General features: G+C 41.2%; 9 protein-coding genes, 1 tRNA gene and 1 rRNA gene. 4 read left to right on the top strand and 7 right to left on the bottom strand.

Annotation, left to right across the window (positions count from 1 at the left end):
• Window positions 1-75: 75 nt before the first annotated feature.
• The 7 genes from ABD009_RS08280 to ABD009_RS08250 all read right to left on the bottom strand — a co-directional run bounded on the left by ABD009_RS08280 (window position 76) and on the right by ABD009_RS08250 (window position 8,483).
• A tRNA-Ile gene (locus ABD009_RS08280) sits at window positions 76-152 on the bottom strand.
• A 108-nt stretch (window positions 153-260) separates the two neighbouring features.
• A 16S ribosomal RNA gene (locus ABD009_RS08275) occupies window positions 261-1,794 on the bottom strand.
• Between the two features lie 1,082 nt (window positions 1,795-2,876).
• Entirely contained in the window at window positions 2,877-3,776 is a 900-nt protein-coding gene (mmsB, locus tag ABD009_RS08270) for a 3-hydroxyisobutyrate dehydrogenase (RefSeq protein ID WP_425543067.1), read from the bottom strand.
• 16 nt (window positions 3,777-3,792) lie between these two features.
• Window positions 3,793-4,914, bottom strand: coding sequence for an enoyl-CoA hydratase/isomerase family protein (locus ABD009_RS08265; RefSeq protein WP_343824412.1), 1,122 nt, complete (start codon window positions 4,912-4,914; stop codon window positions 3,793-3,795).
• A gap of 9 nt (window positions 4,915-4,923) precedes the next feature.
• Window positions 4,924-5,700 carry an enoyl-CoA hydratase gene (locus tag ABD009_RS08260; protein ID WP_343824410.1) on the bottom strand — a complete coding sequence of 259 codons (777 nt, stop codon included), beginning with the start codon at window positions 5,698-5,700 and terminating at the stop codon, window positions 4,924-4,926.
• A gap of 14 nt (window positions 5,701-5,714) precedes the next feature.
• Window positions 5,715-6,872 (bottom strand): acyl-CoA dehydrogenase family protein, encoded by a 1,158-nt coding sequence (locus ABD009_RS08255; protein WP_343824408.1) that lies wholly within the window; start codon window positions 6,870-6,872, stop codon window positions 5,715-5,717.
• Window positions 6,873-6,986: 114 nt separating this feature from the next.
• Complete coding sequence (locus tag ABD009_RS08250; protein WP_155693604.1) at window positions 6,987-8,483, bottom strand: CoA-acylating methylmalonate-semialdehyde dehydrogenase; 1,497 nt, start codon at window positions 8,481-8,483, stop codon at window positions 6,987-6,989.
• A gap of 219 nt (window positions 8,484-8,702) precedes the next feature.
• Between ABD009_RS08250 and ABD009_RS08245 the strand changes: the two genes are divergently transcribed.
• The 4 genes from ABD009_RS08245 (at window position 8,703) to kynA (ending at window position 12,586) form a co-directional block, all read left to right on the top strand.
• Entirely contained in the window at window positions 8,703-9,524 is an 822-nt protein-coding gene (locus tag ABD009_RS08245; RefSeq protein ID WP_343824405.1) for an AraC family transcriptional regulator, read from the top strand.
• A gap of 100 nt (window positions 9,525-9,624) precedes the next feature.
• On the top strand, window positions 9,625-10,311 hold the full coding sequence (gene phoB, locus ABD009_RS08240) for a phosphate regulon transcriptional regulator PhoB (RefSeq protein WP_343824403.1): 687 nt from the start codon (window positions 9,625-9,627) through the stop codon (window positions 10,309-10,311).
• 9 nt (window positions 10,312-10,320) lie between these two features.
• Window positions 10,321-11,622, top strand: coding sequence for a phosphate regulon sensor histidine kinase PhoR (gene phoR / locus ABD009_RS08235; RefSeq protein ID WP_343824401.1), 1,302 nt, complete (start codon window positions 10,321-10,323; stop codon window positions 11,620-11,622).
• A 115-nt stretch (window positions 11,623-11,737) separates the two neighbouring features.
• Window positions 11,738-12,586, top strand: a complete 849-nt coding sequence (kynA, locus tag ABD009_RS08230) for a tryptophan 2,3-dioxygenase (RefSeq protein ID WP_343824399.1) — start codon at window positions 11,738-11,740, stop codon at window positions 12,584-12,586.
• Window positions 12,587-12,611: the final 25 nt, after the last annotated feature.

Raw genomic sequence — 12,611 nt, 5'->3', positions numbered from 1 at the left:
ATTAAATCAAGGCACGTTTCATCGTCGTTTAGACTATCTAAACAAGATGGAAGGTAACGCAGAGTTAATTAGATTTGGTAGGCCTGGGCAGACTTGAACTGCCGACCTCACCCTTATCAGGGGTGCGCTCTAACCAGCTGAGCTACAGGCCTATCGTTTATGCTACAAACTCTCGAATGCAGCTAACAGCTTGCAGCTTTCTCGCTCATTATTCGTAATTAATTATTTGTGTGAACACTTCGAAGGTGTAACTTCGTATATAAGGAGGTGATCCAGCCGCAGGTTCCCCTACGGCTACCTTGTTACGACTTCACCCCAGTCATGAACCACAAAGTGGTGAACGCCCTCCCGAAGGTTAAGCTATCCACTTCTTTTGCAGCCCACTCCCATGGTGTGACGGGCGGTGTGTACAAGGCCCGGGAACGTATTCACCGTGGCATTCTGATCCACGATTACTAGCGATTCCGACTTCATGGAGTCGAGTTGCAGACTCCAATCCGGACTACGACAAGCTTTATGGGATCCGCTTACTCTCGCGAGTTTGCAACCCTTTGTACTTGCCATTGTAGCACGTGTGTAGCCCATCTCGTAAGGGCCATGATGACTTGACGTCGTCCCCACCTTCCTCCGGTTTGTCACCGGCAGTCTCCTTAGAGTTCCCACCATTACGTGCTGGCAACTAAGGATAAGGGTTGCGCTCGTTGCGGGACTTAACCCAACATTTCACAACACGAGCTGACGACAGCCATGCAGCACCTGTCTCAGAGTTCCCGAAGGCACTAAAGCGTCTCTGCTAAATTCTCTGGATGTCAAGAGATGGTAAGGTTCTTCGCGTTGCATCGAATTAAACCACATGCTCCACCGCTTGTGCGGGCCCCCGTCAATTCATTTGAGTTTTAACCTTGCGGCCGTACTCCCCAGGCGGTCTACTTAATGCGTTAGCTGCGCAAGACAGAGCTTAAGCTCCAAACTGCTAGTAGACATCGTTTACGGCGTGGACTACCAGGGTATCTAATCCTGTTTGCTACCCACGCTTTCGTACATGAGCGTCAGTGTCGACCCAGGTGGCTGCCTTCGCCATTGGTATTCCTTCAGATCTCTACGCATTTCACCGCTACACCTGAAATTCTACCACCCTCTGTCGCACTCTAGCCATCCAGTTTCAAATGCAGTTCCCAGGTTGAGCCCGGGGCTTTCACATCTGACTTAAATGGCCGCCTGCGTACGCTTTACGCCCAGTAATTCCGATTAACGCTCGCACCCTCCGTATTACCGCGGCTGCTGGCACGGAGTTAGCCGGTGCTTCTTCTGCGAGTAACGTCACACCTAGCCGGTATTAACGACTAAGCTTTCCTCCTCGCTGAAAGTGCTTTACAACCCGAAGGCCTTCTTCACACACGCGGCATGGCTGCATCAGGCTTTCGCCCATTGTGCAATATTCCCCACTGCTGCCTCCCGTAGGAGTCTGGACCGTGTCTCAGTTCCAGTGTGGCTGATCATCCTCTCAGACCAGCTAGGGATCGTGGGCTTGGTGAGCCTTTACCTCACCAACTACCTAATCCCACTTGGGCTTCTCTAAAGGCGGGAGCCGAAGCCCCCTTTGAGCCGTAGCTATCATGCGGTATTAGCAGTCGTTTCCAACTGTTGTCCCCCACCTAAAGGCAAATTCCCAAGCATTACTCACCCGTCCGCCACTCGTCAGCAACTAGCAAGCTAGTTCTGTTACCGTTCGACTTGCATGTGTTAGGCCTGCCGCCAGCGTTCAATCTGAGCCATGATCAAACTCTTCACTTAAAAGTTTAATCGCTACCCATTGAATTCTGTTCAAATAAATTTCGTTCAGACACTCAATTGATAGTTACAAGTACTAAGCTGCCTTCCGAAGAAGAACCTTAGTGTGTTTTGTTACTACTCATCGGAGTGCCCACACAAATAATTAATTACAAATTGTTAAAGAACGTTTAGAGCCTTTCTGCTCTTGGTCTCGACTCTGTCTCAACCGGGAGGCGAATTCTACACTTCCCTAATTCGTTGTCAACGTTTTTAGTAAATCTTTTTCAATGTTTTGATAAAGTTTTCTAAACCGTTTTGAGTCAATCCAAACCACCTTCACTTAACGTTTCAAGCCGTTTGATGTCTCCCTGACAACGAGGACGCATTATAGAGATCTAATTACGTTGCGCAAGCGCTTTTGTTAAAAAAGTATGTTTTTCTTGTTGTTCGGCTAAATATGTATCGATATGGGTTGTTTTCATACGACAACAGTCAGTTTTGATTAAAAATCACTCTACTTAATGTTATTTGGAACCAGCTGCAATGTTAATAGTCATTGNATAATTAATTACAAATTGTTAAAGAACGTTTAGAGCCTTTCTGCTCTTGGTCTCGACTCTGTCTCAACCGGGAAGCGCATTCTACACTTCCCTAATTCGTTGTCAACGTTTTTAGTAAATCTTTTTCAGTATTTTGAAGAAGCTTTCTAAACCGTTTTGAGTCAATCCAAACCACCTTCACTTTACGTTTCAAGCCGTTTGGTGTCTCCCTGACAACGAGGACGCATTTTAGGGAGTTTTAGAAATTGCGCAAGCACTTTTTCACATTAATCCTCTAAAATGTGACTGAACGATTAAGTATTGTACAAAACATCAATAAAGCAAGATTAAAATAGAGGTTTTTGCCTAAAACACATACGTATTGGCTCTATAGAGCGAGCCGAACATAAGGTTGCATAGGTTTCCTTTGTTATTCCCTCTGGATATGACAAGCAGAAATGAGGGAAATTTTATTAAGTAGAGGCCTAAGGGATTCCCCTACTTAATATTATCTATAAAGCTAATAACTTTGAGTAGTTAAGCTACTTTATATTAGTTAAAGCCTTACTTTTGACTGAACTGCTTAAAAATACTAGAAAAGTCTAAGTCACCATTCCCCAGTTTTTGATGTAAAGCGTACATATTACGAGTCAATGAGCCCATCGGCGTTGCCGAACCAGAATTGACCGCAGTATCCATCGCCAAACCTAAATCTTTTAACATCAAGTTAGTCATGAACCCTGGTTTGTAATCATTGCTAGCAGGTGCAGTTTCTTGAACACCTGGGCAAGGGTTATAAACATCTAAAGTCCAGTTACTACCTGAGCTATTCGACATAATCTCTGATAGGACTTTTGGATCTAAACCATTATCTATTCCAAGTTGTAACGCTTCCGACGTTCCCACCATCAGAATACTAAGAAGCATATTATTACAAACCTTTGCGATTTGGCCTGCACCTACATCACCAGCATGAAAGACATTCTTACCCATTACTTCTAATAACGACTTTGCTTGATTGAATGATTTTTCGTTACCGCCAACCATAAAGCTAAGCGTACCATTAGTAGCTCCGGCCACACCACCAGATACAGGTGCGTCGATACAGTTCACACCAATTTGCTCCAACTTAACAGAAAGTGACTGAATAGTTCCTGCATCAATTGTCGAACAATCAATTACTAACGCACCTTTACTTAGATTTGCATTAGTAGGTTCTGAACTTCCTATTAAGCCTTCATACAAACTGGCAACATGTTTACCCGCTGGCAACATTGAAATTATGACATTAGCTCCTTTAACTACTTCTTCCGGTGTTTCAGCTTTTGTCGCTCCAAGGTTAACCAACTCTTCTACTGCAGATGGTACTAAATCAAAAACACAAACTTCATACCCAGCACGAACTAAATTTGCAGCCATAGGGCCGCCCATATTACCCAAACCAAAAAAACTGATCTTTTCCATTTTATTCACCTATGTCCTATAACATTTTTAGAGGGTGAGATTCAGATGCCCAAATTTCATCAAAAAATGAATTTACAAGGGTATCTGGAACGTCGTGAATGGTTGCGAACTTCCACTGTGGACTATTGTCTTTATCTATTAATAGCGCGCGAACGCCTTCAGGGAAGTCACCTTCTGCTGCACACTTTACGGATAAACCTAATTCCATCTTAAAAGCCGCAGCTAATGATAAGCCTTTGCCTTCTTTTATTTGCTTATGAATTAACTTTGCACTTAGCGGACTGCCATGAGCCAAAGAAGCCTGCGCTTTGTTGAACCAACGGTCTTCTGATTTGTGATCTAAAATATTTACGATGGCAGTGTTTGCCGATTCGCATTTGTCTAAGTCCATCATGAAATCTTCAAACTTTGCAATATTGCCTTCTGGCATTATTGACTTATCTTTATCTTCGAAGCCTTTCAAAACATCCGTTAATTTCTGGTGATTAAGTATATTGGTATCACCCCACTTCACTAATAGAAGCTCTTCTACTACAGCAACCTTAGAGTTCGATGACACAAAATGGTCGGCCAACTTTACAAACTTAGCATCGGCTGCATTTATAGAGGCTCCCGTTAATCCTAGAAATAGCCCACAACCGTTAGGCATATTATTTAGAAAGTGACTTCCACCCACGTCAGGATATAGACCAATGGTTATTTCCGGCATCGCGATTCTAGACTTTTCGGTCACAACACGATGGCTAGCTCCCGCTAATAAACCTAGTCCACCGCCCATAACAATTCCGTGACCCCATAATAAAAATGGCTTTTGGAATGTATGAATTAAGTGATCTAGTCTGTACTCTCTAGCGAAAAACGTCTCGACATCTTTTGCAATATTTCCTGGCCCTGCTTGTTTTGCTGCTTTATATAGCTGCACTACATCACCACCGGCACAAAACGCTTTTTCACCCGCGCCTTCCAATATAACCAGCGCGATATCACTGTCGTCTTTCCAAGCAACAAGTTGGCTATATAACAAGTCCACCATTTCTAAACTCAGCGCGTTTAAGGACTTTTCGCTATTTAACGTGGCAATGGCAATCTTTTTGTCATTAACCGATTCTAATGTTCTAAATAAAACTGGGCTGGTCATAACCGTTCCTTATTCGTTTAACCAAACTGGAGCGCGTTTTTCTAAAAATGCATTAACACCCTCTTTTTGGTCTTTTGAGTTAAACAAACTAACAAATAACTCTCGTTCCAGTGGCAATGCACTATTAATAGAAGCCGCTCGGCCTGCTTGAATAAGCTGCTTACAAGCCGTAATTGACGTTGGGCTTTGTTGCGAAGTTTGTTGAGCTAACTTCATCGCAGCTTCTAATGATCCGCCTTTGGCAACAACCTCTTCTACTAAACCAATTTTTAATGCTGTTTTAGAGTCAACTCGCTCACCGCATAAAATCATTCGTTTTGCCCAACCTTCCCCTACTAACCAACTTAAGTTTTGGGTACCGCCAGCGCAAGGCAATAAACCGACTTTAGCTTCCGGCAATGCCATTTGAGCTTGGTCTTCGCAAATTCTAATATCACAAGCCAACGCAACTTCTAAACCGCCGCCCATGGCATAACCATTTATCGCAGCGATTGTTACGCCGTTAAAATCTCTTAACGTTTCAAACGCTTCGCCAAAAACAGAGGCCATATCAAAGGCAACACCTTTATCGCCACTGGCAAAAACATTTAAATCTGCCCCAGCGGAAAAGAACTTTTCACCTTGGCCGGTTAATACCAACGCATAAACGGCTTTATTACTATTAAGCTCAGTAATAATGTTCTTAAGCTCTTTAAGGCTATCTAATGTCCACGTGTTTGCAGGAGGGTTGTTATTAGTAACTTGGGCAATATGGCCCTCTATGGATACATTTAATAAAGATGACATAGAAATTCCTCTATTTATAGGATATCAGCGGCCGCATCGTCTAAAAGTCGACGAGCGATGATTAATCTCATAATTTCGTTAGTACCTTCAAGGATTTGATGAACCCTAACATCTCGGAAGTGACGCTCTAACGGATATTCTTTGATATAACCATAACCACCATGGATTTGTAGCGCTTCATTACAAACTTGGAAACCAATATCAGTAGCGAAACGTTTCGCCATTGCACAGTATGCTGTTGCTTCAGGATCATTATTATCTAACTTAAACGCCGCTAAACGTACCATTTGTCTTGCCGCGACTAATTCTGTAGCCATGTCGGCCAACTTAAACTGGAGCGCTTGAAAAGCGGCTAATGGCTTACCAAACTGAACTCTTTCTTTCATGTATGCTAATGACGTATCTAAAGCTTGTTGCGCTGTACCTACAGAACAAGTAGCGATATTAATACGACCGCCATCTAGTCCTTTCATTGCCAATGAAAAGCCCTCTCCCTCATTTGCCAATAAGTTTGAAACCGGTACTCTTACATTGTCAAAAGTAATCAATTTTGTTGGTTGAGCATTCCAACCTAACTTTTCTTCGGCCTTGCCGTAAATAACGCCTTCTGCGCCTGCAGGCACAACAATAGCTGAAATTCCTTTTGGACCTTCTCCACCAGTGCGCACCATTACAACTAAAACGTCTGTTTCACCGGCGCCAGATATAAACATTTTAGAACCGTTGATAACATACTCGTCACCAACTTTTTTAGCTGAAGTTCTTAATGAAGCAGCGTCTGAACCAGCTCCTGGTTCTGTAAGGCAATACGATGCAAGTTGCTCGCCCATAACTAAGGTTGGGCACCACTTTTCTTTTATCGAATCCGTCCCCCAAGTTGCAATCATCCACGTTGCCATATTATGAATTGTTAACATAGCGGTGGTTGCGGTACAGCCCTTTGAAAGCTCTTCAAAAATTAACGACGAATCTAAACGCGACAATCCCATACCGCCTTCATCTTCAGGCGAATATAAACCGCAGAAACCAAGCTCTCCGGCTTTTTTCATAACGTCTTTTGGAAAAATATGTTCTGCGTCCCATTTAGCCGCATTTGGAGCAAGCTCAGCATCAGAAAACTGTTTTGCTAAGTCTATAAACGCTCGCTGATCATCATTTAAATCAAAGTTCATGCTTATCCCCTATAATTGATATTTGTCATTTAATGACAAGTGGCACTTATATACGCTTATTATTTATTCTGCGTTTATTATTTTTAAGCACCACTTTTGTTTCGTATCGACGACTTACTTCAGTGTGATTGACATATTTGGACCGGCTGATGCGGCAACGTCATCTTCAAACCAACGAGCAGTAATGGTTTTAGTTTCTGTGTAGAATTTTACGGCTTGCTTACCATAGGCATGTTGATCACCAGCAAATGAGCCTTTCCAACCTGTAAATGAAAAGAACGGTAGTGGTACTGGAATTGGAATGTTAATTCCCACCTGGCCAACTTCTATATTATGTTGATACTTTCTTGCTGCACCGCCAGATGAAGTAAAGATAGAAGTACCATTGCCATAAGGATTGTTATTAATTAACTCAATGGCATCATCCAACGTATCTACATTCATGGTTAAAAATACAGGACCAAATATTTCTTGTTTATATATTTCCATGTCTGCAGAAACATCTGTGAACATAGTTGGGCCAACCCAGTTACCATTTGGATAACCTTCAACGCTGAAGTTTGACCCGTCTAATACGCAATTTGCGCCTTCTTTTTTACCTTGCTCAATTAAACCTTCAATTCTCTGTTTAGCTTGAGGCGTAATCTGAGGGCCATAAGCCGCTTCAGGATCGGAATAGTGACCCGGTCTAACCGCAGCCAGTTTCTCACGAATTTCTGGGATCCACTCTTTAGCTTCACCAACAAATACAGCCACTGAAATTGCCATACAACGTTGTCCTGCAGCGCCTACCGATGCACCAACAATGTTGTTGATCACTGCATTTTTATTAGCATCCGGCATAACGACCATGTGGTTTTTTGCACCAAGGAACGCTTGCACGCGCTTCATGTTGTCAGTACCAGTTTTATAAATGTATTGGCCAACGCCTACTGAACCAACAAAAGAAATCGCTTTAACTTCTGGTTCATGTAATAAACGGTCAACTTGCTCTTTGTCACCATGAACAACTTGCAGCACACCTTTTGGCGCGCCAGCTTCTTCAAATAATTCAACTAAACGAGTAGGACATAGAGGATCTTGCTCTGACGGCTTAAGAATAAATGTATTACCGCAGGCTACTGCTAACGGGAACATCCATAAAGGGATCATAGCTGGGAAGTTAAATGGGGTTATACCAACACAAACACCTAGAGGTTGCGTGTAACTATATGTATCAATATTTCGAGCAACGTTTTCAACAGTTTCGCCCATCATCATTGATGGAATGTTTGCCGCATGTTCTACAACTTCAATGCCTCTCCAAACATCGCCCATTGCATCTTCATGAGTTTTACCTAACTCTTCACAGATTATATTGGCTAACTCTTCTTGGTGCTCTTTTAACAAGTGTGCGTAACGCATCATCACCCGCGCTCTTTCAGAGATAGCCACCTCTTTCCACGTTTTAAAAGTCGCTTTAGCACTTTCAATAGCTGCGTCCATTTCAGACGGTGATGCACATGGTACTTGCGCGATAACTTCTTGAGTCGCTGGGTTAGTAACGTCGATTTTACGAGTTGATGTTGATTCAACCCACTCACCATTAATGAATAAAGGAACCTGTTTCATGACATTGCCTCTTATTAGTATTTGTTGGCCATAGGAATTTTGACATGGCCTTTATAAAGATTGAGCTCATTAAATCAGAGAAAAATAGCTAAAGAAATTGATTAAATTGCTTTTTTGATGGACTATCTTGGTATTAATAATCACTTTTGTAATTCCATGAGCATTACCTCAAATTGGCCACTTCCTAAATCAAGCGTTCGGTTTTTAGTACCTAGGCCTATGATCAAAGAACTGCAAGTCAGCGCAATATCCCGTGGCCTTTGCCCACTAGCCTTTGGTTTTTACGAGCGAGCCATTGGACATGAAATCAAGAGAATAAATCATGATGACCACTTAGTCCTGTGTTGTGTTGATGGTCACGGCAAAGTGATTGTGGGAAACAAAGTCTACAACATGTCAAAGAATGACATCATTTTCCTACCCAAAGGCGTAGCACACCACTATAAAGCGAGTAAAAAAGAGCCTTGGTCTATCTATTGGGCGCATGTTGATGGGCATATGTTTGAGGAGTTCATGGATATTATTGGCGTAGATAAATTAAGCCTTAAAATTACCCTCACAGAGCCTAAAATAGTTATCGATGAGTTTAAACAACTAATTGAGTCAAGACACTTGGGTTACCAGCTAAATCGTTTTTTTGTTGCGTCAAATATGTTAAAGAAAATTTTCAGTTTGATTACATTACAAAGACCAATTATCTCTTTAGCAAACAACCGAAACTTGTCAGAACGGTCTATACAAACCTACTTTAATGACAACATAGACCAACCATTAACGCTAGATGATATGGCAAAGTACTTTGGCTTATCTAAGTTTTATTTCGCCAAAAAGTTTCAACAAATTATAGGTAACAGTCCTATTAAACACCTGATAGAATTGAAGATTCAGCAAGCATGCAAACTTTTAGATTCTACTGATATTTCTATTAATCATGTAGCAAAAAGCGTAGGTCTGGATGATCCCTATTACTTTTCGAGATTATTTAAAAAGACCATTGGCATATCACCAAGTAATTATAGAAAATCTAGGCATGGCCATTAAAAAGTGAAAACAATAATTGAAGCTGTCATAATTTCGTCATATTTAAAGTGAATAATAGCATTCGAACTATAGACAAGAACCCAAATTGGTAGATACCTTTATGTCGAGTAAAATTTTAATCATTGAAGATGAGTTCGCAATTAGAGAGATGCTAACATTTGTTTTAGAACAAAATGGCTACTCTGTTATCGCAAAAGAAAGCTACAACGATGCACAGCAAGCCCTGCTTCATGAGTCGCCTGCATTGATAATTCTAGACTGGATGTTGCCAAATATGAGCGGCATACAGATTGCGAAAAAGCTTAAACAGTCAGATTCCCATAAATCTACACCTATTATCATGCTGACCGCAAAAAGCGAAGAAGACGATAAAATTCAAGGCCTTGAAGTTGGTGCTGATGACTATATTACTAAGCCGTTTTCTCCAAAAGAGTTAATTGCTCGTATTAAAGCCGTATTAAGACGCACCCAGCCTACCGCCACCGACGATCCAATTGAAATAGTTGGTTTACGTTTAGACCCAATCAGTCATCGAGTGACCGTAGATGGAAAAGAACTGCACTTAGGTCCAATGGAATTTAAGCTTTTGCACTTTTTCATGACGCACCAAGAGCGTGTATACAGCAGGGATCAATTGCTAGATAATGTTTGGGGAACTAATACTTACGTAGAAGACCGAACTGTTGACGTGCATATTCGCCGATTAAGAAAAGCACTAGAAACCCATGACAAGTTAATTCAAACTGTACGTGGTTCAGGTTACCGTTTTTCTACTCGCACGGACTAATTTAACTTTATGTATAAAAAGCCTACTGTTTGGCAAATTATTTTTCGATTGCTTTGGATTTATGCTCCGTTTGCTATTTTGGGCCAGGCATTTGGGTACTTTTTTAGCGCCACAATCCTCTTTTGTATAATAATAATTACCACTCATTATTATCAGTTATTAAAGCTTTCAAAGTGGCTTTGGCAACAGCGTGGCATATACCCTCCAAAAGCATTAGGTATTTGGTCTAATGTATTTGAAGGTATTTATACACAGCAACGCCGAAATGCTAAAAAACGTAATGAGTTAACTGGTTTAGTTAGACGCTTCAGATTAGGTGCAGAATCATTGCCCGACGGTGTCGTTATTTATGATAACGAACGCCGTATATTTTGGTGTAATAAAATTTCTCAAAATATGCTGCATCTGAAATGGCCAGCAGACAAAGGGATACGGATTGATAATTTGATTCGTATGCCTGAGTTTATTGACTATCTTGACGATCAAGCATATCAAGAACCCCTTGAAATACCGTCACCTACTAATGATACTCATGTTTATGAGATACGTGTTGTTCCCTTTGAGTCTGATAAGTGGACGCTCATAGTCCGAGACATCACCGAGCTGCATCAATTAGAACAAATGAGAAAGGACTTTATCGCCAACGTTTCTCACGAGCTTAAAACACCACTTACTGTAATGCGTGGTTATCTAGAAATGACTGAGGATTTAGAAGGAATTGACTCAGCAATGTGGGATAAAGCACATACCATGATGGTTGAACAAACCACACGCATGGATGATTTAGTATCACAATTGTTATCCCTTTCTAAAATGGAAAGACAGGACACGCCGGCCGACATTGTTACGTTAAATATTCCAAGGATGTTAAACATACTCGTTAATGAAGCGGTCAGTTTATCGAATAACAAACACAACATTACCTTTGATATAGATGAAACATTAACGGTTAAAGGCAATGAATCGGAATTACGCAGTGCATTTTCGAACTTAGTGTTTAATGCCGTACGTTATACGCCTTTTGGCGGCAATATAAGCATTGTTTGGAAACTAACAAAATCTGGTAAAGCTAAGTTTTCAGTGAAGGACGATGGCGTAGGCATTGAAGCCGCACACATTCCAAGGTTAACCGAACGATTTTATCGGGTTGATGAAGCTCGCACTAGGCAAACTGGTGGTGCAGGTTTAGGGCTTTCTATTGCTAAACATGCCCTAGCGAATCACAACTCAAAGTTAGAAATCACCAGTAAAATTGATGAAGGAAGCGTCTTTTCGTTTAGGTTGCCTAAAGCACTAGTGGTTAAACAGTAAAAATTTTCAGACACTTAACTTCATTTAATTCTCCAGTGGTTGGTGCTTCTCGCTAACCACTTTTAAGACCTTTGTGATATCCTTTCTGCAATGAAATTTATAAGAGCTTTGAAGCATGAGCTGTCCTCACCAAAATAATTATCGCCCACTAGAAGATTCCATTCACACTGACTTTAAAGACAATATGTCATATGGTGACTATTTAAATTTAGAGCAAATTTTGTCGGCGCAACATCCGCAAAGTAAAGAACACGATGAAATGCTTTTTATTGTAATACATCAAGCAAGTGAACTTTGGCTTAAGTTAGCGGGCCATGAATTGGCAGCGGCTATTCGATTTTTAGAGGGTGAGCAATTTGGTCCCGCGTTTAAAGTAATCTCAAGAGTAAAACAAATATTCTTACAGCTCACTCAGTCGTGGAATATTCTGTCAACTTTAACCCCTGTTGATTACTTAAAATTCCGTGATGATCTAGGTCAGTCCTCAGGATTTCAATCATATGGCTATCGTAAAATAGAGTTTATGTTGGGTAATAAAAACCAAGATTTGATTAAAGTCCATAAAGCCAACCCAAGTGTTCACGATGAACTAATGTCACTCTCTGAGTCCCCTAGCCTCTATGACGTTGTCATTAAAATAATGGACAAGCGCGGCTTCGAAGTTGATAAAGAACTTCTAGAAAGAGATTTTAACCAACCTTATTCTGAAAATGACTCTGTGTTAAATGCTTGGGTCAGTGTATACCAGAACGCTGAAAAGCACTTTGAGTTATACGAATTAGCTGAAAAGCTAATGGATATAGAAGACTCATTCCAGAATTGGCGATTCAAGCATATGTATACAGTTCAGCGTATTATTGGTAATAAAGCCGGAACTGGTGGTTCATCTGGCGTCGCATTTTTGAAAAAGGCGCTAGAAATAAGTTTTTTCCCAGAGTTACTGTCACTGCGCACTAAGCTTTGATCACTGAGTTTGACTTTGACTTCGA

Origin of the sequence: Psychrosphaera haliotis (assembly GCF_039523615.1) — a bacterium.
Taxonomy (GTDB): domain Bacteria; phylum Pseudomonadota; class Gammaproteobacteria; order Enterobacterales; family Alteromonadaceae; genus Psychrosphaera; species Psychrosphaera haliotis.
Note: the sequence above shows the minus strand (reverse complement) of the source record. Positions and strands in the feature narration are given on the sequence as shown.

Coding starts and splice junctions, on each gene's coding strand:
- mmsB (WP_425543067.1), bottom strand. CDS start 3,776: ATGGAAAAGATCAGTTTTTTTGGTTTGGGTAATATGGGCGGCCCTATG.
- ABD009_RS08265 (WP_343824412.1), bottom strand. CDS start 4,914: ATGACCAGCCCAGTTTTATTTAGAACATTAGAATCGGTTAATGACAAA.
- ABD009_RS08260 (WP_343824410.1), bottom strand. CDS start 5,700: ATGTCATCTTTATTAAATGTATCCATAGAGGGCCATATTGCCCAAGTT.
- ABD009_RS08255 (WP_343824408.1), bottom strand. CDS start 6,872: ATGAACTTTGATTTAAATGATGATCAGCGAGCGTTTATAGACTTAGCA.
- ABD009_RS08250 (WP_155693604.1), bottom strand. CDS start 8,483: ATGAAACAGGTTCCTTTATTCATTAATGGTGAGTGGGTTGAATCAACA.
- ABD009_RS08245 (WP_343824405.1), top strand. CDS start 8,703: ATGATCAAAGAACTGCAAGTCAGCGCAATATCCCGTGGCCTTTGCCCA.
- phoB (WP_343824403.1), top strand. CDS start 9,625: ATGTCGAGTAAAATTTTAATCATTGAAGATGAGTTCGCAATTAGAGAG.
- phoR (WP_343824401.1), top strand. CDS start 10,321: ATGTATAAAAAGCCTACTGTTTGGCAAATTATTTTTCGATTGCTTTGG.
- kynA (WP_343824399.1), top strand. CDS start 11,738: ATGAGCTGTCCTCACCAAAATAATTATCGCCCACTAGAAGATTCCATT.